21 protein-coding genes are annotated in these 21194 nt (G+C 67.4%); 11 read left to right on the top strand and 10 right to left on the bottom strand.

Going from position 1 to position 21194, the window contains the following annotated elements; translation table 11 throughout:
- Positions 1-73: 73 nt before the first annotated feature.
- Both FBY36_RS06855 and FBY36_RS06850 read left to right on the top strand, forming a co-directional pair.
- A complete protein-coding gene (locus tag FBY36_RS06855; protein ID WP_142118026.1) occupies positions 74-2017 on the top strand; it encodes a primary-amine oxidase in 1944 nt (647 codons plus the stop codon).
- Positions 2001-2471: a hypothetical protein gene (locus FBY36_RS06850; RefSeq protein ID WP_235008748.1), complete on the top strand. Its 471-nt coding sequence runs from the start codon at positions 2001-2003 to the stop codon at positions 2469-2471. Before FBY36_RS06855 ends, FBY36_RS06850 begins: the two co-directional genes overlap by 17 nt.
- Positions 2472-2477: 6 nt before the next feature.
- On the opposite strand, the gene FBY36_RS06845 is transcribed toward FBY36_RS06850, so the two are convergent.
- The 4 genes from FBY36_RS06845 to FBY36_RS06830 form a co-directional block, all read right to left on the bottom strand.
- Positions 2478-3464 (bottom strand): NAD-dependent epimerase/dehydratase family protein, encoded by a 987-nt coding sequence (locus FBY36_RS06845; protein ID WP_142118024.1) that lies wholly within the window; start codon positions 3462-3464, stop codon positions 2478-2480.
- Between the two features lie 107 nt (positions 3465-3571).
- The gene (locus FBY36_RS06840; RefSeq protein WP_142118023.1) at positions 3572-3946 is read right to left on the bottom strand and encodes a cupin domain-containing protein; all 375 of its coding nucleotides are present in this window, start codon (positions 3944-3946) and stop codon (positions 3572-3574) included.
- Positions 3947-4092: 146 nt separating this feature from the next.
- Positions 4093-4851, bottom strand: coding sequence for a ThuA domain-containing protein (locus FBY36_RS06835; RefSeq protein ID WP_142118021.1), 759 nt, complete (start codon positions 4849-4851; stop codon positions 4093-4095).
- Positions 4851-5981, bottom strand: coding sequence for a Gfo/Idh/MocA family protein (locus tag FBY36_RS06830; RefSeq protein ID WP_142118019.1), 1131 nt, complete (start codon positions 5979-5981; stop codon positions 4851-4853). The genes FBY36_RS06835 and FBY36_RS06830 overlap by 1 nt, the downstream gene beginning before the upstream one ends.
- A 449-nt stretch (positions 5982-6430) precedes the next feature.
- Between FBY36_RS06830 and FBY36_RS06825 the strand changes: the two genes are divergently transcribed.
- Positions 6431-7720 carry an ammonium transporter gene (locus FBY36_RS06825; protein WP_142118017.1) on the top strand — a complete coding sequence of 430 codons (1290 nt, stop codon included), beginning with the start codon at positions 6431-6433 and terminating at the stop codon, positions 7718-7720.
- A 117-nt stretch (positions 7721-7837) separates the two neighbouring features.
- Here the strand turns inward: FBY36_RS06825 and FBY36_RS20805 are convergent, their stop codons facing one another.
- Genes FBY36_RS20805 through FBY36_RS06815 form a run of 3 tightly spaced genes read right to left on the bottom strand, consistent with a single transcriptional unit; the run spans position 7838 to position 12424 of the window.
- Positions 7838-8383, bottom strand: a complete 546-nt coding sequence (locus FBY36_RS20805; protein WP_235008747.1) for a hypothetical protein — start codon at positions 8381-8383, stop codon at positions 7838-7840.
- Positions 8380-8877, bottom strand: a complete 498-nt coding sequence (locus FBY36_RS20800; protein WP_235008746.1) for a hypothetical protein — start codon at positions 8875-8877, stop codon at positions 8380-8382. Before FBY36_RS20800 ends, FBY36_RS20805 begins: the two co-directional genes overlap by 4 nt.
- 58 nt (positions 8878-8935) lie before the next feature.
- Positions 8936-12424 (bottom strand): DEAD/DEAH box helicase, encoded by a 3489-nt coding sequence (locus tag FBY36_RS06815; RefSeq protein ID WP_142118015.1) that lies wholly within the window; start codon positions 12422-12424, stop codon positions 8936-8938.
- Positions 12425-12633: 209 nt separating this feature from the next.
- Between FBY36_RS06815 and FBY36_RS06810 the strand changes: the two genes are divergently transcribed.
- The 4 genes from FBY36_RS06810 to FBY36_RS06795 all read left to right on the top strand — a co-directional run bounded on the left by FBY36_RS06810 (position 12634) and on the right by FBY36_RS06795 (position 15602).
- Entirely contained in the window at positions 12634-13176 is a 543-nt protein-coding gene (locus FBY36_RS06810) for a DMP19 family protein (RefSeq protein ID WP_200830451.1), read from the top strand.
- Positions 13177-13400: 224 nt separating this feature from the next.
- Positions 13401-14105 carry a protein tyrosine phosphatase gene (locus FBY36_RS06805; RefSeq protein ID WP_142118013.1) on the top strand — a complete coding sequence of 235 codons (705 nt, stop codon included), beginning with the start codon at positions 13401-13403 and terminating at the stop codon, positions 14103-14105.
- Positions 14106-14287: 182 nt separating this feature from the next.
- On the top strand, positions 14288-14866 hold the full coding sequence (locus FBY36_RS06800; protein WP_142118011.1) for an RNA polymerase sigma factor: 579 nt from the start codon (positions 14288-14290) through the stop codon (positions 14864-14866).
- Entirely contained in the window at positions 14859-15602 is a 744-nt protein-coding gene (locus FBY36_RS06795; protein ID WP_142118009.1) for a hypothetical protein, read from the top strand. The genes FBY36_RS06800 and FBY36_RS06795 overlap by 8 nt, the downstream gene beginning before the upstream one ends.
- An 18-nt stretch (positions 15603-15620) precedes the next feature.
- On the opposite strand, the gene FBY36_RS06790 is transcribed toward FBY36_RS06795, so the two are convergent.
- Positions 15621-16190 (bottom strand): COG4315 family predicted lipoprotein, encoded by a 570-nt coding sequence (locus FBY36_RS06790; RefSeq protein ID WP_142118007.1) that lies wholly within the window; start codon positions 16188-16190, stop codon positions 15621-15623.
- 240 nt (positions 16191-16430) lie between these two features.
- Between FBY36_RS06790 and FBY36_RS06785 the strand changes: the two genes are divergently transcribed.
- Complete coding sequence (locus tag FBY36_RS06785; protein ID WP_142118005.1) at positions 16431-16931, top strand: sigma-70 family RNA polymerase sigma factor; 501 nt, start codon at positions 16431-16433, stop codon at positions 16929-16931.
- On the top strand, positions 16928-17584 hold the full coding sequence (locus tag FBY36_RS06780) for an anti-sigma factor family protein (protein WP_142118003.1): 657 nt from the start codon (positions 16928-16930) through the stop codon (positions 17582-17584). Before FBY36_RS06785 ends, FBY36_RS06780 begins: the two co-directional genes overlap by 4 nt.
- Here FBY36_RS06780 and FBY36_RS06775 read toward each other — a convergent pair.
- Positions 17581-18060, bottom strand: coding sequence for an SRPBCC family protein (locus FBY36_RS06775; protein WP_142118001.1), 480 nt, complete (start codon positions 18058-18060; stop codon positions 17581-17583). The two genes, FBY36_RS06780 and FBY36_RS06775, sit on opposite strands and share 4 nt — an antisense overlap.
- A gap of 27 nt (positions 18061-18087) precedes the next feature.
- Complete coding sequence (locus tag FBY36_RS06770) at positions 18088-18906, bottom strand: DUF1206 domain-containing protein (RefSeq protein WP_142118000.1); 819 nt, start codon at positions 18904-18906, stop codon at positions 18088-18090.
- A 251-nt stretch (positions 18907-19157) separates the two neighbouring features.
- On the opposite strand from FBY36_RS06770, the gene FBY36_RS06765 reads away from it, so the two are divergent.
- Both FBY36_RS06765 and FBY36_RS06760 read left to right on the top strand, forming a co-directional pair.
- Positions 19158-20738 (top strand): hypothetical protein, encoded by a 1581-nt coding sequence (locus tag FBY36_RS06765; protein WP_142117998.1) that lies wholly within the window; start codon positions 19158-19160, stop codon positions 20736-20738.
- Between the two features lie 5 nt (positions 20739-20743).
- Positions 20744-21190, top strand: a complete 447-nt coding sequence (locus FBY36_RS06760; protein ID WP_142117996.1) for a hypothetical protein — start codon at positions 20744-20746, stop codon at positions 21188-21190.
- The last annotated feature ends 4 nt before the right edge of the window (positions 21191-21194 follow it).

The following is a 21194-nucleotide window of genomic DNA, read 5'->3' as shown; positions in this document are numbered from 1 at the left end:
ACGTACGTTTATTCTCTACAACTATAGAAAATAAATCCCAGAGGCCGGCAACGGCCCGGACAAAGGTTCACCCATGACGCTTGCTCCAACTGAAACTGCCTCCGCATTCGGCCTGGCAACCGCTGCCGAAATCCTGCAGGTGCGGTCCATCCTGCAGGCGGAAGGCCGCCTGGGTCCGCAGCACCGGATTGCCTACCTGGGCCTGCAGGATCCGCCCCGCGGCTCGGATCCGGAGGCGGCGGACCGCCGTTTCCGGGTTTTCATCCACGACGTCTCCGGCGCGGCCCCGCACGATGTCCTTGTCTCCGTCACGCACCAAAGGGTGGACTCCGCCGTCGAACTGGATACAGCGGTGACGGGCGAACTGCCGGTGCTGGAGGAGGAATTCGAGGTGGTTGAAGCCCTCCTGGCCACGGATGACCGCTGGCTCGAGGCGCTCGCGGACCGCGGACTCGCCGTCGAAAAGGTCCGGGTTGCCCCGCTCTCCGCCGGTGTCTTCGAATACACGGAGGAGAAGGGCCGGCGGATCCTGCGTGGACTGGCGTTCGTGCAGGAGTTCCCGGAAGACAGCGCGTGGGCGCACCCCGTGGACGGATTGGTGGCCTACGTGGACGTGGTCAGCAAGGAGGTCACCCAGGTGATCGACCTGGGCGTGATGCCCATCCCGGCCGAACACGGCAACTACACGGACCCGGAACTGACCGGGCCGCTGCGGACCACCCAGAAACCCATCAGCATCACCCAGCCGGAGGGACCCAGTTTCACCGTGACCGGCGGCAATCACGTCGAGTGGGAAAAGTGGAGCGTGGACGTCGGTTTCGATGTCCGCGAAGGCGTGGTCCTGCACAACCTCGGCTTCCGGGACGGGGACCGGCTGCGGCCCATCATCAACCGCGCCTCGATCGCCGAAATGGTGGTCCCCTACGGTGACCCGTCACCCATCCGGTCCTGGCAGAACTACTTCGACACCGGCGAATACCTGGTGGGCCAGTACGCCAACTCACTGGAACTGGGCTGCGACTGCGTGGGCGACATCACGTACCTGAGCCCCGTCATCTCGGACGCCTTCGGCAACCCCCGCGAAGTCCGCAACGGCATCTGCATGCACGAGGAGGACTGGAGCATCCTCTCCAAGCACTCGGACCTGTGGAGCGGCGTCACCTACACCCGCCGCAACCGCCGTCTGGTCATCTCCTTCTTCACCACCATTGGCAACTACGATTACGGCTTCTACTGGTACCTCTACCTGGACGGCACCATCGAATTCGAAGCCAAGGCCACCGGCATCGTCTTCACGTCAGCCTTCCCCGAGGGCGGCTCGGACAACATCTCCCAACTGGCCCCCGGCCTGGGCGCCCCGTTCCACCAGCACCTCTTCAGCGCCCGGCTGGACATGGCAGTCGATGGGTTCACCAACCGGGTGGAGGAGGAGGACGTGGTCCGCCAGGCCCTGGGTCCCGGCAATGAGCGCGGCAACGCCTTCTCCCGAAAGCGCACCGTCCTGGCCCGTGAATCCGAAGCGGTCCGCGAGGCTGATGCCCGCCGCGGCCGGACCTGGATCATTTCCAACCCCGAATCCCACAACCGGCTGGGGGAGCCTGTGGGCTACAAGCTGCATTCCTCCAACCAGCCCACGCTGCTCGCGGACCCGGACTCGTCCATTGCGCGCCGCGCTGCGTTCGCCACGAAGGACCTCTGGGTGACCCGCCACGCCGAGGACGAGCGCTACCCCACCGGCGACTTCGTGAACCAGCATGCCGGGGGAGCTGGCCTTCCGGCCTACGTGGCGCAGGACCGGGACATCGACGGACAGGACATCGTTGTGTGGCACACCTTTGGCCTGACCCACTTCCCGCGGGTGGAGGACTGGCCCATCATGCCGGTGGACACGGTGGGCTTCAAGCTCCGCCCCGAGGGCTTCTTCGACCGCAGTCCCGTCCTGGATGTACCCGCCAATCCCAACAAGCAGGCCGCGGCCTGCCACACCGAGGGCGTCAGCCGTGGCTCCTGCCACTAGTCTGGTCGCCGCCGGGGCAGGGAGTACGACGGCGGCAGGACGGCCCGGTGCCAAGGGTCCGGTCCTGCATTCCCGGCTGGTCGCCGTGGTCACCGCCGCAGGCTGCGCTGCGCACCTGTGGCTGGCCGCGGCCGGCCGCCACGGCCTTTGGCTGAGCGTGTTCATGCTGGCGCTTGCCGCCGTCTGCCTGCCCTGCACGGTGCACATCTGGCGGCACAGCCGCATGGGCGCCCTGCACCAGGTCACTGTTGCCGCGGTGGCCATGGCAGCCCTCCACGGGTTCCTGCTGCTTGGCGCCGGCGGTGCGGGACACGCCCACGCCGGGGCGCCGCCGCCGTCGTCCATTGCCCGTGCAAACGGCGCCGCGGAACTGCTGCTGGTCATCGCGCTGGAACTGATGACTGCCCTGCTGGCCGCCTCGCTGGTGTCACGGCTCCGGCGGCGGCCTGCCTAGGCGGCCTCACCCCGCCGGGACGCCCAGCGGGCGCGCGACGTGCAGCTTGCCCTGCTCCACCAGCCACTGGATGGATTCGAAGACGGCCTGTTCCGGTTCGTACCGCGGCGCGTAGCCCAGCACGGACGCGGCCTTCTCGATGCTGAAGCAGTGGCTGCGGTAGAGGTGTTCCCAGCTGGATTCGGCGTACTCGCGGGAGGTGTTTTCGCGGAACCGCTCCCAGCTGACCGTCTCCAAAACGGCGGCGTGCCCGAACCAGGCGGCCGCAATGTCGGCGTAGCCGCGGACCGTAAGCGCCGTGGGGGCCACGATGTTGAAGTCCTCGCCGGCGGCCGCCTCGCGGTGGGCGAGGGCCTTTTCGAAAGCCTGGGCGACGTCGTCGGCGTGCACGTGGTGCATCAGTTCCGCGCCGGTGCCGGGGATCCGAAGGGGCTGGCCGGCGGAGAGTGCCTGCCAGACGGCGGGGTCCAGGTTTCCGAGCGGGCCGATGGGGTGCCAGCCCGGTCCGACGATGTGGCCGGGATGCAGCGAGGTGGTTGCCAGGCCGCTGCTGGCGGTCTCCTCCTGCAGCATCACCGCGATGCGGTTCTTCTGGACACCGTAGTCACCAAAGGGCTCCGCCGCTGAATCAGAGCCTTCCCGGATGGGCAGCTTCAGGCTTTGCCCGTAGCGCCAGATGGAGCCGCAGTGCAGCAGGTGCCCCACCTCGCCGCGCAGGCGGTGCACCAGTGACGCCGCAGATTCGAGGGTGAAGCAGACCAGGTCCACCACCGCGTCCGGCTTCAGCCCGGCCACCCGGTCCCCGAATGTGCCGTCCCGGTCTTCCGCCTGCCGGTCTGCGGTGACCTGGTGGACGTGCCGCCATTCCGGCGAGTCGATGTAGGGCTTGCTGGTGCCGCGGCTGATGGTGGTGACCTCGTGGCCGGCGCGGACCAGCCGTGGGACCAGGAACGAACCGATGTGGCCGCTGCCGCCGATGACGGTGACTTTCATTGCTCTCCGATCGTTGTATTCCCCTCAACCGTAGGGCCGCCGGCACAGGAAAGGGAGGTCCTGGCGGGCCTCCCTTTCCTGCTGGTTCGCCTTGGTCTTCCGTGTTATCAGGCGGGCTTGGCGTACTCGGCTGCACTCATGACTTCATAACCCACGAACGCCTCATCGTTTTCCACCCAGGCGTCGTGCCCGGCCGGGATGGAATAGGCGTCGCCGGCATGGATGGTCTGCTGCGTTCCGTCGTTGAGCTGCACCGTCAGGGTGCCGGAGGTGCAGAACCCGAGGTGGTTGTTCTGGCAGCTGTCCGTCTTGACCACGGTCTTGACGGTTTCAGACCAGCGCCAGCCGGGCTCAAAGGTGAAACGTCCCAGGGTTGCGCCGCCAATGTTGACCACATCCACCTCGGTCTTGGGCGGGCGGCGCTTCTCGTCAGGTTCGTTGAAGGATTTGGATTCGAGGTTCGTGACCGTTACTGCAGGCATTTCTGGCTCCCGGTAAGGAGTGGTTGTTAATTCATCCGGCGGGCTGGGCGGCGCCGGGAGATGGTCCGTCAGGGAGGGTGTGCCCGTCCAGAACCTGCCGAACCGCGTGCGCGACGCTCTCAATGTGCTCCCGGCCGGACCCGATGTCAATGGCGCATTTCCTCCCCGAACCACTCCCGGGCAGGGTTGGTCACTTCCGCGGCTGAACGCTGTAGCCCCGGTTGCGCGGCCCACTTCACGCCGTTGGCGAGGACCCGCTGGACCTGCGGGTGGTGGTACACCGGGTACTCCTGGTCGCCCGGGCTGAAGTAGAAAATGCGGCCCTTGCCGCGGGTGAAGGTGACACCCGAACGGAACACTTCGCCGCCCGCGAAGGAGCTGATGAAGATCAAGTCGTCCGGGTCCGGGATGTCGAACAGTTCCCCGTACATCTCCTGCTCGGGGATGACGATGGGGCTGTCCACGCCCTCGGCGATGGGGTGCGATGGCTTGACGGTCCACACCAGCTCGCGCTCGCCGTCATTGCGCCAGGCCAGCGAGCAGCTGGTGCCCAGGAGCTTGGTGAAGATCTTCGCGAAGTGTCCGGAATGGAGCACGATCAGGCCCATTCCGCCGAGCACGTGCCGGTGGACGCGTTCCACGACGGCGTCGCCCACCTCGGCATGGGCCATATGGCCCCACCACAGCAGGACGTCCGTTTCAGCGAGCACCTCCTCGTCAAGGCCGTGTTCGTCGTCGGTGGCCAGGACCGCCGTCGTGATGTCTGCGTCCGGAAAGTGGGAGCGAAGGCCCGCGGCGATGGCGCCGTGAATGCCGTCGGGGTAGATCTCCCCGATGTGGGAGGGCTCGTTGATGGCCTCGTGGACGCCCTCGTTCCACACCCGGATCCTCAGTTTGCCGTTCATTAGAGTCGAACCTCCCTCTGCTCCAGTGCGGACTGGTAGCACGCGTCAATGATCTGGGCACGGTACAGGGCCAGGGAACCGTCGTGCCCGGCCCACACTGCTTCGCCGCCGCGCACCGCCGTAACGAAGTCTTCCACCACTGCGTCGTGCGCCCGGCCAGGCAGCACGGCCGGCACGTAATCGGCGGATTCGCCCTCCTTGTCCGTGAAGACCCTGAGCTGGCCCACCGGCGGGAACGGTGCGCCCTTCACCTTCAGTTCTGCGCCACCGTCGCTGCCGTAGACGGTGAAGTCGAGCAGGTCGTCCGTTTCCCGGTAGGTGGCCCAGCCGGCCTCGAGGAGGAGCGTCCTACCGCCTTCAAGCCGGAGGAACGCTGACGCGAAGTCCTCCACCTCGAAGGCGTGGCTGGTGGCCTGCGCAGTATACCGGTTTCCACCGCCCCTGCCCTGCGGGCCCAGCTCTGAATGCGTGGCGGCGGACACGGCCACCACCTTCGGTTCACCGAGGAGGTGCAGGGCGTAGTCCAGCGCATGCACGCCAATGTCCGCCAGCGGTCCGCCGCCGGCGAGCTCCGGATTCGTGAACCAGCTGCCCAGGGTGGGGATGCCGGAGCGGCGCAGCCAGGACGCCTTGGCGTAATAGGGCCTGCCCAGCCCGCCGGCATCGATCACTTCCTTGAGCGCCTGGATGTCGCCGCGGCGGCGGTGGTTGAAGGCCACGTCCAGGACGCGTCCGGCCTTGCGGGCTGCGTCCACCATGGCCTGGCCCTCGACGGCGTTGCGCGCGATGGGCTTCTCGCTCAGCACATGGATTCCCCGCTCCAGGGCGGCGATGGCGATCGGGGCGTGCAGGAAGGTGGGAACTGCCACGCTGATGGTGTCGAGGCCGCCGTGGTCCAGCATCTCTTCCCAGCGGCCAAAGCCGTTGGGAATGGCATACTCGGCCTGCAGGGAGTCGCGCAGTTCCTGTTCCATTCCCGCCAGCGACACGATGCGGACGCCGTCCAGCTCCGAATAGGCTCTCAGGTGCTGCTGGCCGGCCCATCCGATGCCGACCACGCCAACCCGCAGTTCCCGCGGTTCGTCTCCGGGCGTGGGTGCCTGCCGGTCGATGGCCTGCTGGTTGTTCAAAGCGGTGCTTCCTTTCGTGCCGGGTTTTGACAGTGGCCGGTACCGGTCGAAGCAACCTTCCGCCCAATGGCTTTCAGCCTAGCCGTCGCTTCCGTCCGGCAATATGGAGCAGCCGGTCGACGGCGTCACGCAGCGCATGTTTTCGACCCACCTTTGGTGCCGGTGACGCGAAAACCCGGCCTCCCGCCGTCGTCCGCTCCCTCAAAGCATGCCGTGCGTGACGCACTCGTGCACCTGGGTGCAGTGGGACGCCTGAAACTCGGTGGCGGATGACCGAAACGATCATTTAACACACCGGAAACCCACCCCAAAACAGCGGCCATACAGTTGGAACCAGACGACACCAGCCGCCCCTCCGCCGAACGCGGCCTCTCCCTCCGCGTCCCTCCCACGGAGCGGCTCTGACGGCAACTTACCGTTCTTTCTTCGCATCTTGAAAGGGGTTTCCCATGGATTCGGGAAATGTCGCTTGGATTTTGGCCAGCTCGGCGCTGGTTTGCATGATGATCCCCGCCCTGGCCCTGTTTTACGGGGGCATGGTGGGGTCACGCCGGATTCTGAACATGATGATGATGTGCTTCGGCGGCGCCAGCCTGGTGGCCGTCCTTTGGGCCCTGTTCGGTTATTCGATGGCGTTCGGCAACTCTGTTGGGGGGCTGGGGCTGATCGGTGACGTCACCGAGTTCCCCGGCATGGGCCAGCTGCTGGCGGCCGATGATTCGGCATCCATCCCGGTCATCCTGTTCGCCGCGTTCCAGCTGTTCTTCGCCTGCGTCACCACGGCCCTGGTTGCCGGTGCCGCGGCCGGGCGGATGAAGTTCGGCGCCTGGATGCTGTTCGCCGGCATCTGGGCCACAGTTGTCTACTTCCCCATCGCCCACTGGGTGTTCGCATTCGACTCGGCCGACGGCAGCACCATGGGCGGCTGGATCGCCAACGGCATCAAGGCCATCGACTTCGCCGGCGGCACCGCGGTCCACATGAATGCCGGCGCGGCCGCCCTTGCCCTTGCCCTGGTCCTGGGCAAGAGCTCCGGGTGGCCCAAGGTGGAACACGCCAAGCCGCACAGCCGCCCGCTGGTCCTGGTGGGCGCGGGCCTGCTGTGGGTCGGCTGGTTCGGCTTCAACGCCGGTTCGGCACTCTCCGCCGGCCAGTCGGCGTCAGTGGTCTTCCTGAACACTGCAGTAGCAGCGTCCGCCGGCCTGCTCGCATGGGCCCTGGTGGAGCGGGTCCGCCACGGCGCAGCCACCAGCATGGGCGCCGCATCCGGCCTGATCTCCGCACTCGTGGCCATCACGCCCGCCTGTGGTGCCGTCAGCCCGCTGGGTGCTGTGGCCATCGGCGCCATCGCCGGGGCTGTCTGCTCCCTGGCCATCGAACTGAAGTTCCGGCTCGGCTTCGACGATTCCCTCGACGTCGTCGGCGTCCACCTGGTGGGCGGCATCCTGGGCACCCTGCTGATCGGCCTCTTCGCCACGGACGCGGCACCCAACGCGGTCACCGGCCTCTTCTACGGCGGCGGCTTCGAACTGCTGGGCGTCCAGGCCCTGGCCACCATCACCGTGCTGGTCTACTCGTTCGGCATCACCTGGGTCCTGGCAAAGATCCTGGACAAGACCATCGGCCTGCGCATCAAGCCCGAGGACGAACTGCGCGGCATCGATCTCGCAGCCCACTCTGAGCTGGCGTACCTGACGGACGAGGATCCGGTGGAACTGGGCTCGCCGCAGCGGGTCTAGCTGCAGCGCATCACGCATCCCAGCGCACGAATCAGGGCCAAACCTCGGACCGGTGCCGGCAGCAGCCGGCTTATAGTTCCGGGGTTTGGCCCTTCGCCGTGTCCGGCATTGGAGTGACTAATGTTCCGTGCAGACCAGGTTTCCACCGACCATTTCCAGTAACGCGGCCCGCACGTGGCTGAGGCGGGTGCGCGGGTCCGGCGCCATCGTGTCGATCTCCTCGCCGCCCCAGTACGGATGGGTGAAGTAGACCAGCAGCGCACGCTGCGTGCCGCCGTCGGACATGTCACCGGCCGCCCCGTCCGGAAGGGGCACCACGTCAGCATGGCGCCCGACGACGGCCCTTCCGTCCACGCTCTCCGGCGCCGTGAGGATCAGCCCGCCAAGGTGCTCCTGCCGGACCCAGTTGCCGGTTGCATCGGGGGAGCGGTAAACGGCCTGGCCGCGCCACTCGTCCACGATCATCCAGTACCAGCCGCCGAGCCGGAAGACCTTGGGCCCTTCGTGCGGCCGGCCGGGGATGGCGACGCCTTCAGCAATCCACGATGACGGGTCGTCCGGCCTGTCACTGACCGCGCTGCAGGTGTTCGATCCGTGGGCCTCGTCCTTGTACCAGAGCCGGTAGCGGCCGTCCCTGCAGCGGGCCACGGCTGCGTCGATCACCCGCGGCGAGTCCAGGTTGATGCGGCCAAGGTACTCCCACGTTCCAGGTCGCGGCTGGCGAACTGGACGATTTCCGCCGTGCCGGTCCAGTCCGTCCGCCGGCCGCCCAGGACCGTGAGATACATGATCCAACGGTCTCCAATGCGTACGACGTCGGGCGCCCAAAGGGTTGCGGGCAGTTCCGTTCCCGGCGGGATGAGTCCCTCAACGGTGCCTTGGTAGCGCCAGGTGGCACCGCCGTCGGAAGACCTGGCGACGCCGATGCCGGTTCCGTGCACCCATTCGACCCCCGTCAGCCCCGGTGCGGTGGCGCGGCGCTGGGTGTAGAACAGGACCCACTCGCCCTTGAGGTGGTCGGCGACGAGGATGGGGTCGGTGGGGCCATCCCACACGGGATCGCGGTAGGGGACGGTGAAGGCGTCGGGGCGTAGGGGAGCCAGGGCCGGCGGCGGCGCTTCCGCGGATTTCTGCTGTGCCGTCTGCTGCTGTGACATCGCTTCTCCAACGTTGTACTTTTCCGTTGGAACCAGCATAGGTCCAAACTGGGGGAGCCTACTCCTTGAACAGCCCTGCCAGGTCCTCGGCCGTGATGGCGCCACCGGCCAGGGCGTCGCCCTCCATGACGTCCGCGAACAGCTGCGACTTCCGGGTCTTCAGCGCCATGACCTTTTCCTCGATGGTGTCCTTGGCCACCAGCCGGTACACCATGACGTTCCGGGCCTGGCCGATCCGGTGCGTGCGGTCCACGGCCTGCGCCTCGGACGCCGGGTTCCACCATGGATCAAGCAGGAACACGTAGTCGGCCTCCGTGAGGTTAAGCCCGAACCCGCCGGCCTTCAGCGAGATCAGGAACACCGGCGCGCTGCCGTTCTTGAATTCGCTGACCACATCGGCGCGGTTGCGGGTGCTGCCGTCGAGGTAGCAGTACTCGATGTCCTCCTCGTCCAGCCGCTCCCGGACCTTGCCGAGGAATCCGGTGAACTGGCTGAAGATCAGGGCGCGGTGCCCCTCCGCCACCAGGTCCTCGAGCTGCTCGAAAAGAACATCCAGTTTGCTCGAGCGCACGGCGGAGAGGGCCGGATCCACCAGGGACACGTCCAGGCTCAGCTGCCGCAGCAGCGTCAGCGACTGGAAAATGGTGAACCGGTTCTTGTTGACGTCCTCGATCAGCCCCAGGATCTTCTGCCGCTCCCGCTGCAGGTGCGTCTGGTACACCTTCTGGTGCCGCGGGTTCAGCACCACCTCGAGGACCTGCTCCTGCTTGGGCGGCAGGTCCTTGATCACCTGGTCCTTGGTGCGCCGCATCATCAGCGGCCGGACCCGGCGTCGGAGCTTCTCCAGCTGCCCCTTGTCGCCGTTCTTCTCCACCGGCTTCTGGTAGTACTCGGCGAAGCGCTTGGGGCTGGAAAACAGGCCCGGAGCCACGATGGACGTCAGCGCCCAGAATTCCATGAGGTTGTTCTCCAGCGGAGTGCCTGTGATGGCAAGCTTGAACGCCGCCGGCAGCTTCCGCGCGCACTGGTACGCCTTGGACTGGTGGTTCTTCACGAACTGCGCCTCATCCAGCACCAGCCCGGACCAGGTACGGGAGGCATACGACTCGTAATCGATGCGGAACAACGCGTAGGAAGTGATGACGATGTCCGCCCCGCCGAGTGCCTCCGCCACCGCCTGGCCGCTCTTGGCAAAGGTCTCGCCAACCGTGCGGACGGTAAGGCCAGGAGCAAAGCGCGCGGCTTCGGCCGCCCAGTTGCCCACCACGCTGGTGGGCGCCACCACCAGGAAGGGCGCGACGGCGGCGGGCTGGTTTGCGCCGTCCACAACACTGGCGGCGGCAGCACCGTCGTCGGACCTTTCCAGTGCCGCCGCGGCTTCAACGGCCAGTTCCTTCGCGGCGCACATGAGCGCCAGTGCCTGCACGGTCTTGCCCAGCCCCATGTCGTCGGCCAGAATCCCGCCCAGCCCGTGCTTGTACAGGAAGCTGAGCCAGTTGTAGCCCTCCAGCTGGTAGGGTCGCAGCTCTGCGTTGAGGGAGGCAGGCAACGGCAGCCCGTCGATGCCGCCCTCCAGGAGGCCACCCACCGCGGACCGCCAGGCGGCAGCCTGTTCGTCAACGATCCCCAGCTGCGCCAGCTCGTCCCACAGCCCGGCCTGGAACCGGCTGATCTGCAGCGGCGCGTCCTTGTTGTCCTGCAGCGACCTGGCTTCCTCGATCAGGGCCCGCAGCTGGTGCAGCTCCGGCAGGTCCAGGGAGAAGTAGGCGCCGCTGGGCAGCAGCATCTTGGTGTGTCCGGCGGCGAGCGCGGAGAACACGGCGGCGAAGGAAACGGGCTGGCCTTCCAGGGAAATCTGGATGCCCAGGTCGAACCAGTCGCGCTGTTCGGTAGCCTTGGTGGAGATGGAGACCACCGGTGCCTCCTCGGCCTCGCGGTAGTCGGCGATGTCGCCCACCGTCTCCACGTCCACGTCCGGGGCTTCGCGCAGCCGGGGCAGCACTTCCTCCGTGAACGCCAGTGTGTCCAGGCCGCTCAGTTCGGCAGAGGCGGCCAGGCGGGGGGTGCCCCACCCGCCGGTGGCGGATTCGCCCAGGGCCGGCACCACGTCCCACGGCCGGCCGATGCCCTCCAGAATGCGGGATTCCGCTGTGTCGTCGCGGTAGCCGGCATCGCCTGGGTGCCGCCACAAAGGCTGCGCGGTGACCAGCTTGCCGGTCTTGTAGTGCCACTCCCAGTGCAGCCGCACCCGGTGGTCCGCCCCGTAGTTGGCCAGCAGCGACAGCGTGGGGACGGCCAGTTCGGGCAGTTCCACGGACTCGTCGCGCGCCGTGACCCGGGCCGTCTGCTTCAGCTTCGGATAGAAGCCCGTGAGGAACCGCGACTCGTCCTTGGCCGGGATGTGCAGGGTGCTGGCTGCGGTGACAAACGCCAGCAGCTCCTCGCTCAGCCCGTTTTCCAGGGGTGCCAGGGTGATGGTGCCGTTGGGGTCGGGAACGCCGGGCAGGGCTGCTTCGCCGGAGGTAAAGAACAGGCCGTGCGCGGGCCTGCCGATGGTGCCCACGGACGCCGGATCAACCTCAGCCCCCTCCACGGTGATGGTAGGCGAAAGCTCCAGGCCGCCGTCGGACGACTCTGCCTTGGCCGTGCTGCCGGCCTCCGCAGCGTCGGCCACCGGAGTGCCGTACCGGCTCAGGGAAAGCCCGACGGCGGCAGGGTCTTCGGCGAGCCGGACTGGTTCGGTGCCGCGCGAGTGGACCAGGGCGAGCCCGATCTTCGTGGCATCGGACAGCAGGCCCCACAGGTTCTTGCCTGCATAGGAGTTCAGGCTCAGCCACAGGCCCGCGGAGTTGTGCATCCGGCTGGCGGAGGAGGAGTGGCCGGCAAGGAACTCCTGCAGCCATTCCACGTGCGCCTGGTTCGATTCGCGCCGGAAGTTCAGGTAGCTCAAGGTATTCCAGGAAACGTCGCCGCGGATCCACTTGCCCTTGGCCCCCATGATCACCGGCCGCACCTTGAGCTGCCGCACGCCGCGCACCGGGTCCCGGCGGCCGGTGTAGGAGAAATGCGGCGGCGGTTCCTCCACCTCGAACTGCAGGGCCAGGGGAACCCCGCTGGTGGACGGGGCGGAACCTGGCTGGGAGATCAGCGGGCTGAGGGCCTGCTCCCAGTCGGAGAGCGCCGCCGAAGGGGCGCGGGACACCTGCGTGGAAGTGGACGGCGACAGCAGCTGCACCCGGATGGCCGGGTTGTCCTCCGCCGCGAAGAGCAGGGCCGCCACGTGCTTGCAGTCCTTGCGGACCGGGCAGCTGCACACGCCCACCGTGCAGCTCCAGCCGCCGCCCTTCCGGACCAGCTTGGCCGTGGTGGAATAAGGAACCTCCGCGCCACCCCGGACCTTTCCCAGCATGAGCCCCGTGCCGCCGTCGAACGATATGCCCGAGACCCTGCTGGCCATGGCATACGCCAGCCCCGCCGCCAGCGAGCGGTCGTTGATGGCGGGTGTCTGTATTGCCAGTTCCGCACTTTCGTCCGGTTGGGATGGCATGTACGCGCTACTTTCGGCAGGTCACGGCGGGGCCGGGTCCGGTGGGTGGTTATCTGATTCATCTTAGTTCGCCCGGCGGCAGGCCCATGCCGGGTGCCCTCCCAGCCGGCCCCGAAAACTTCGCGTGACGTTCATTTCCTGCCCCAGGCTGCCGTGGCCGCCGTAGCGTGAAGGCGTCCGGCGTACCGCCACCCCCCGCAAGGAGTGCCATGACCACCAGCCAGCAGCCCGTTGTCCTGACCAGCAGCAGCATCGACGGCAGGGACGAGGAGGTGGTGGAGGCCAACGTGGCCATCATCGACGCGATGCACAACGCCCTGCTGGGAGCCGAGCTCATGTCACCGGTGGCCGTCCGCAGCTACTTCGTGGACTTCTACCTTTGCCAGGCGCTGGAGGGCGGGTTCGCGCAGTATGCCGTCATGGCGGCCGCCCGGACCGCCACGGACGCGCTGGTCCGGGAGGGAATGGCGGGAATGGGTGCCACGGCACACTTCGACCTGTTCAACCGGGCCGTGGCTGCCTACGACGGACTGACCGCCGCCTCCCTGGAAGGGCCCGGCGGCACGGGGCCCCTTCCCGACGGCGTCTTCCGTATGGATGAGCTCGACGGCGAGTTCGAGGAGCTGCTGGAACACGGGAACATCACCGCCCTCAACGCCCGCTGGCTGTGCGGCCAGCCGGACCTGCTGGTCCTGGACGATGAGGAAGTGGGGCCGTACATTCAGCGGCTGGCGGCGCTGGTTCCTGACTAGGCCGGCAGGCGGGTGGCCCGCGCCGGCGCCGCTGCCTCGCGGATCGTGGGAGCGCTGCGACCTAGCCGGAACGGACCGGCGATCCCGAACGTTTCCAGCGATTTGGGCGCAGAAAAAGAAAAATCCAGCTAGCCGTAACCTTTCCGCAACCCCGGGCGATGTAGTCCGTGATGGGTCCGCACGGCGGCCCACTCTGATGTGTTGTCTAGGTTTGGAGAAGTTAGATGTCTGTGTTCACCGTTCTCGCCACCAGCAAAGTCGCCGCCGGAGTCCTGGCCGCCGGAACCCTGGCCGTAGGAGGAACCGGCGCCGCAGCCGTCTCGGGCGTCCTTCCCGCCCAGGCCCAGCAGACCGCCCACGAACTCTTCGGCGCTCCGGCCCCCAAGCTTGCAGCCGAAGCAGCCGCTGACGCCCAGGCCACCCCCGCTCCCACGGCCACCGGCGCTGTAACCGGCGCCCTGGAGACCGCCGACGCCGATGCCGCCGCCAAGGCTTCCGCCGCCGCTGACGCCTCCGACGAAGAGGTCACCGCGGACGCAACGGCTTCCGCAGCAGCCAACACCGCTGTTGACGCCGCCGGTCCGGCAGCCCTGGGCCTCTGCACCGCCTACACCCACGGCGGCGTGAACACTTCCTCGAAGGCGTTCTCCTCGCTGTCCATCGCAGCCCAGGGTGACGCGAACATCGAGAGCTACTGCACCGACGTTCTGGCCAAGGCCGATGCCGCTGCCAAGGCCGGCGCCGAAACCAAGGGTTCGGCTGCCGTTGAGGTTGAAAAGCCTGAGGTTCCGTCCGTTCCCGCCGTTCCCGCCGTTCCTGCCGTTCCGGCGGTTCCGGGCGTCGACGGCGAAACCACCGTTCCTGCCGTTCCCGCCGTTCCCGCCGCTGGCGGCAACACCGTGCACGCGCCGTCGGTTTCCACCCGCTAAGGCACATTGGCTAGTCTGGACTGCGGCCGCCGCCCCGGCTGCGGCCGCAGTCCAGGCAGCCGGCCGGGGACGCACACCAGTGGAGGTGCACCCCTGCCAGGCATGCAACGACGCAGCTGGAAGACCGCGGGGACTGACAGTCCGCACCGGAGACCGGGACAAGGCGCAGGCCGGATCCCGGGATGGAGGAGCCCCTGGTGCTAGACACTTTGGCCCAAGAAGAGATCGACATATTCGACGACGCAGCCGGAACGGATCCGGCCGCGTTGTTCGCCGCTGCCTATCGAACCTTCGCGGGCCCGGTGCAGGGCTATCTCAGGGCACGGGGACTGGATGATGCCGAAGCCGTCACCCAGGATGTCTTCCTGGCTTTCTATCCCAGGATCGGCACCCTCACCGGGGGCCTGGCGGGCGCGAAGTCCCTGATCTTTTCCATCGCCCATGCCCGGATGGTGGACCACTACCGCCGGCTGGAGCGCAGGCCGCAGCTGACACCGTACGACCCCCAGCAGGACGGCCGCACCTCCCCGTCCGCAGAGGACCATGCCGTGGAACTGACCGGCGGCGCCGCGGCGATGCTCGAAGGCCTCAGCGACGAACACCAGGAGGTCCTGGCCCTGCGCGTCGTGGCGGACCTGTCCATTGACCAGGTGGCCGCCATCATGGGCAAGAGCGCCGGAGCCATCAAGCAGCTCCAGCGCCGCGCCCTGCAGAACCTCAAGGCCCAAACACTCAAAAGAAACCAGGCGAACCATGAGTGACACCGCAGGACCCCGCAACGAAGGGGCCATCGACCAGCTCCTGCTCGAGGCCGGCATGGACGACGACGGCCAGCTCCGTCACGCCCTGGTCAACCTGGGTGCCCTGGCAGCAGAGACCCCTGAGCCTTCCGCCGAAGTCGCGGCGTTGATGGCAGGGATGTCTACCGCAGCGCTTCCCGCCGTCGAACCCGCTGCCACCGCCGCGCTTCCCACCGGCCGGCCGGCCGATGAACTCGCCGCACGCCGCAAGGCCAGGCGCCGCATCACGCTCACCACCTTGTCGGTGGCCGCGTCGCTCGCGGCCGGCGGCGCTGTTGCCGCCGCCTCCGACCAGGGATTCCGCGAATCCTTCAGCCAGCTGAACCACGCCGTCACCTCGTTCGTGACTGGATCCAGTGCGGCGCCGGCGCGCTCCGACGCCCCGCAGGTGCCTGCGCCCCGGCCCGCGGTGCCGCAGCCGACGGCAACCGGCGGCCCGGACGCCGTCCCGCCGGCACCGGCTCCGGCTTCGGCACCCGCCGGAGCGGCGCCGTCGGCCACTCCTGCCCGGCCGGGCAACACTCCCAGCCATGATGCTGCCGCCCGGAAACCGGCGGAGGCACCCGCCGAACCGTCACTGCCCGCCAATGTTCCGGAGGACGTCAGGAAGGGCCTGGAACAAGGCTCCAAACTGCCCGTTCCAGTCCCCACGGAAGTCCCGCTCCCCGGCAAAGTGCCGGACGTTCCCCTGAAGTAGGGCGGGCGGGTGCCAGGCCTAGTAGCCCTGGCCGGCCGGCTTGATCATCGCGCCGGACGGGTCCGACAGGTACCAGACGCCCCCGACGCCCTGGCCCAGGACGTCCCCGGGCTTGGTGTCCTTGACGTAGTAGTAGAGGGGCATGCCGTTCAGTGTCACCTGCTTCTTCCCGTCGGGGGTGTTGATGGTCCCCAGCTTCCCGGTCACGCCATCGGCCGCGGGTGACCCCGACGTGGTGGTCAACGGGGGCCATTGGACCAAACAGGAGCCGGTGCAGGCGCTGGTGCCGGAGTCCTTGGTGTCCTTGGTGAAGAAGTAGAGGCTCATTCCCTTCGCATCCACCACAATGTTGCCTGCGGACGAGGACGCCGTTTTAACGTCGACGGCGGCGCCTGGCTGCGTTGATGACGCGGGGGCTGAGGCGGTGGTGGACGAAGAAGCCGCGCCGGACGCACTGCCGGAGGCGGTGCTGGCGGCACCCGGGGCCGCGCTGGTGCCCGCAGGGGTGGTGCCTGTGCTGGTGCCGCAGGCGGAGAGGGCCGCCGCCAGGGCCAGGATGGCAAGGCCTGGCCCGACATGGTGTTTCATGGTGTGCTCCTTGGCTGGACTTTCCCGGTTGGTGTAATTGCTGATGCATCGAGCAGGCGCCCGGCGTCGAATCACCGGACGCTAACCCCTACGACGCTTCCCGGTAAAGAATGGTTCACAGGTGCGCTGTGGAACTCCGCGATTGAACCGTTTCCTGCTTCCGGACGTGGTAACAGCCGGGGGCGCAGGATGCGGTTGGCGTTCCACGCTGTGTGCAGGGCCGGGGACGGGAGGAGTGGTATGCCGCTCGATGACGACGTGGTGGAGGCAATCTACCGTGAACACGGGAGTGCGCTGCGCCGGTTCGTGCTCAGCGCCACGCGGGATCCGCAGCTGGCCGAGGACGTGGTGCAGGAAACCGTGCTCCGCGTCTGGCAGCACGCCCCGGACATCAACGGCAGCTTCCGCAGTTATCTGTACCGCACGGCCAGGAACATCATGATCGACAATTACCGCCGGAGCCAGCGCCGCCCGCCCGAGGCGCTGGAGGACAGCCTGACCGATCCCGCGGAGGTGATAGGCCGGGTTGACGGGATGCTCAACCGGGTCCTGATGGAGGAAGCACTGCTGCGGCTGAGCAAGGAACACCGGGATGTCCTGGTGACACTGCATTACCGCCGGTTCACGGTCAATGAGGCAGCCGTCCAACTCAACATCCCAAGCGGAACGGTCAAGTCCCGCGCGTTCTACGCGCTTCGTGCACTGCGCACCATCCTGGATGAGATGGGGGTGGAACGGTGAACACCAACGCGCACCACCTGCTGGGGGCCTACATCCTGGGCGGTCTCGATCCCGCCGACGTCACCCTCTTCGAGGCGCATCTCCAGGATTGCGGTGCCTGCCGGAAGGAACTGGCGGAGCTGGAGAAGGTGCCCATGCTCCTGGACTCCCTTCCCGTGCCCGACGCCGTGGCACTGACCGCCGTTCCCGGCGGCAGCGACGCCCCGGACACCAGCGTCCCGGGGCGCCTTTTTGACGAACTGGTCCGCCGGCGCAGGACATTGCGACGGCGGTGGGCGGCGCTGGCAGGGGCCCTTGCAGCTGCGTGCCTGGCCGTGGGATTGGCGGCTGGCCCCCTGCTCGCCAGGCCGCCGCAGCCTGACGCCACCTATTCGGTGGCGTCGGGAGGAGGGCTGCAGGTCAACATCGACATGGCCCGTAAGACGTGGGGAACCGAGCTTGCGGTGAGCGGCAGCAGCCTGCCCGCGGAAGGCACCCTCTCCCTGTGGGTGCGCGACCGTGCCGGCGGAGAGGACCGGGCCTGCGCCTGGACGGCCACCCCCAGCGGAAAGGTCAAGGTCACCGGGGCCACGCCCCTCCAACTGGGGAGCATCTCCAGCGTGGAACTGCGCGACGGCGCCCAGCGCTCCGTGGCGGTAATCACGGTTCCCTAGGGTTTGAGCGCCCTGAACTCCGCCACCAGGGCCTCGTCCTCGCAGGCGCGGGCGAAGGCCTCGATCCGCCGTTCGATCTCGTAGCCCAGCAGCCGGCTGCCGATCCGCTCCATGGCGGGCCGCAGCAGAGCCGGGCGGCACGCAAAGGTGTATTTCCAGACTGCCCGGGTGCCGGCGTCGTCCGGGCTGAAACGCCAGCCGCCGCCAAAGGTGGTGAAGAACCACGGCCCGGACACCATGGTCATGCCCACGTTGCGGGGCGGCGCGTAGGAGACGTACTGGCTCACCATGCGCAGGCCAAGCCGGGACCTCGTGCGGGTGCGGACGCCTTTTCCCGGCGCCCGCGCCCCGTCAAGGAAGCCCTGGGCGGAAATGAAGGGGTCCCACTTCAGCCGGAAGTCCCCGGTGGTCTGGGAGAAGGCAAAGGCCGTCTCCGGGTCGATGCGGATCACACGTTCGGCACGTACCTGGGGCATGACTCAACCTAACCACGCCGCCGGCGGCTACCTGGTCATTTTGGCCAGCCGCGCACGCATGATCATGTAGGCGCCGTAGCAGAGCAGCCCGGCTCCCACGGCAGCCAGGAGCCAGGGTCCCAGCGGCTGGTCGCGGAGCGCCCGCAGGCCGCCGTCCAGGCCGGTGGAATCCTCCGGGTGCTCCTTGAGGGTGGCGATGGCGATGAGCAGCCCGGCCAGCAGCAGCACCGTTCCCTTGGCCAGGTAGCCTGCCACTCCCAGGGCTGTTACCGCTTTTCTGGCCGGGCCGGGGGCAGGCATCTGCAACTGCTTCTCGAACGATTTCTTCGGTCCCCGGATGCCGTACACCACGCCCGTGACTGCCACTGCCACTCCGATCAGGACGAGCAGCGCAACCCCGCCCGGGGCCTCCATCATGGAGATGGTGAAGTCGCTGGCGGCCTTCCGGTTGTCGTCACCAGAGCCGGTGCCCATGGCGAAATGCCACAGGGTCAGGGCCAGGACGGCGTAGACGATCGCCTGCAGCGCGGCCTTGGCCTTGTTCTTGATCTTCTTCTTTGTGGCCTGGTGGTTGAAGTCGAAGATGGCATCGCCCGCCTGCCAGAGCGAGAGTGCCGCGCACGCCGCGAAGCTGCCCCACAGCAGGAAGGGACCAACGGGCATAGTGGCCAGCTCCGCCACCGCGCCACTGAAATCGGCGTGGCCCGTGCCGCCCATTGCAAGGCGGATGGAAATGGTGCCCACCAGCAGGTGCAGGATGCCGCTGGCCGCGAATCCGGACCGGGCAAAGACCTCAAGGACGCGTGAATTGGTGACGTCCTCGGCCTTGTCCACGGCCTGTTTCAGTTCTTCTTTAATTGTTGTTCCTTCGGACAGGCGCGTTGTGCGCTGCTGTGCGTGCCCTTCTTACAGCCAATCGTCGCACGTCGGACGGATCCCGAACAGCCGGCCGGCGGTGCTTTGAGGAGCTGGCACGAAAGCCACAGTGGTACCGGATGCCGGCGATGGGGAGGGATCCCCATCGCCGGGTTCCGCCAGCTGTGCAACCATAAGCACCAGCGATTGACAGGCATCGCACTCTTTCCCGGGGGAAAACCATGACTTTTTACGGCGCAGACGTCAGCCAGTTGCGGGCGTTGGCCAAAGCGGCGGACCAGGCAGCGTCGCTGCTCAGCAGCCGGGCCGGCTCCCTGCACAGCCAGATCCAGTCGGCGCCGTGGAAGGGCCGGGACGGGGAACGCTTCCGCCAGGAGTGGAGCAGCAGCCACCGGCCCAGCCTGGACAAAGTGGTGGCGAGCCTGCGGGAGAACTCAAGAATCCTGCTGAAGCATGCTGACGAGCAGGAAAAAGCGTCCACCGCCGGCGCCGGCGGTTCCGGCAGCAGCACCTGGGACCGGCTGGCCTCGCTGGCCGCCCAGGCCAGGGAGTGGCTCAAGGAAAAGGCCGAGGCAGCCAGGGCAGCCGCTGAACACCGCCGGGAGCTGGAGTCTGGGCTGGACCGGATGGTTGATGCCGGCCCGGACGAGCAGGCAAAATGGTGGGCCGGCCTCTCCGATGCCGACCGGAAGTACCTGATTGAAGGCGAAGGAAGCGACGGTCCGTTCGCCGAAGACCTGATGCGCATGGATGGCGGCATTCCCGCGGCCGCACAGCAGCTGGCCAAGCAGCACCTGCAGGAACTGGCCAAGGCGGACATCCCGGTTTACTCGGAGACGGGCAAGGCCTCCATCGAGGCCCGGGTCGCCTGGGTTCATGGCGGCGCCGAGGTGGGGACCGAAGTGGTGGAGAACGCTGACGGCTCCGCCACCATGAAGGTGTACGGAAACATGGGCCTGGGCGTCAATGACACCACTGGAACGGCAGGAGCGACGCTGACGGGGGAGGTCTCCCGTGAGTACACCTTCGCCAGCGTGGAGGAAGCCATGGCAGCCCGAAAACAGATGTACCGAGACCTTCCGCCGGACAGCATCGGCGAGATCAAGGACGTGGCCGGCAACCCGCCCGGATACATCCTGGACACCATCAACGATGCCGCGGAGGACAACGGTTCCACCGGGCAGACGGACAAAGCCAAGGGAACGTTCTCGCTTGATGCCTCGGCCGAGTCCGGGACAGCATCCGGCGGGGCCAAGCTTGACCTTGCCTACGAGCGGAACCTGACGGACGGGACCTCCACTGCCAGTGGGGAGGTCTCCGCGCAGGGCAAGCTCAACCTGGACGGCCGCGTGTTCGAAGCCTCCGGCAAGGGCGGGCTGCAGGTCAACCTGGACAAGGGCAACAACATCGATTCCGTCTCCGTGTCCATGGACGGCACCGTGGCCCAGGGCGTGACCTCGGGGGTGAAGTCCGAGGCCGCGAAGTTCGATTCCACGGTGACGGCCGGAACCCAGGGCACGGTGAAGATTGCTGTGGACTACTCACCGGAAAACCGGCCCGTCATCGACAGCTATTTGCGCAACATCGCCCTGGGCAATGAGGCCGGCGCCGCCCGCGACGCAGCCCGGCTGTACGAGGCCGGCTCGGCCACCGTGCAGGTGAATTCCGTGGTGACCGCAACGAACGAGGCGGGGTTCGACGTCAAGGTGGGCGAGGTGGAGGTCAAGACCGAGAACCAGTCCACCAGCAACGTGTCCACGTACTATAAAGTCCCCAACGACACCAAGCTCGAGAGGCTCTGAAACCAATGTCAGTGCACATCGAATCCCCGCTGGGCTTCACCGCAGACTTCCCCGAGCACACCCAGGTCCTGGACGACTCCACGGCCGGGCCCAACAGCGAGCAGTACGGCCTGCTGGGCGGGGTCCTGGTGACCGTGATCAAGGACGACACTTCGGTGCAGGATGCGCCGCAGGCCAACGGCTGGGCCCACCTGATGTCAGGCTTCTACCTCGAGGAACGCGGCGGCACCCTCCTGGCGGAGGGTGAGCTGAACCTGCCCGGCAAGGCCGCGTATGCAGTGGTTGTGGGATATGGCGACGACGGCGGCCCGGCCAAGGTGGCAGCCACAGTGGGTGTGTGGGAAAGCGGGCGGTTCATTGGTGTGGTGGTCATCTGGCCCTACCTGAACCCGCAGGCGGAACCCCGGCTGGAGATGCTGAAGGAGATTGTTGCCTCGATCAGCGTGGCCTGACCGC

Source organism: Arthrobacter sp. SLBN-122, assembly GCF_006715165.1.
Lineage (GTDB): Bacteria > Actinomycetota > Actinomycetes > Actinomycetales > Micrococcaceae > Arthrobacter.
Note: the sequence above shows the minus strand (reverse complement) of the source record. Positions and strands in the feature narration are given on the sequence as shown.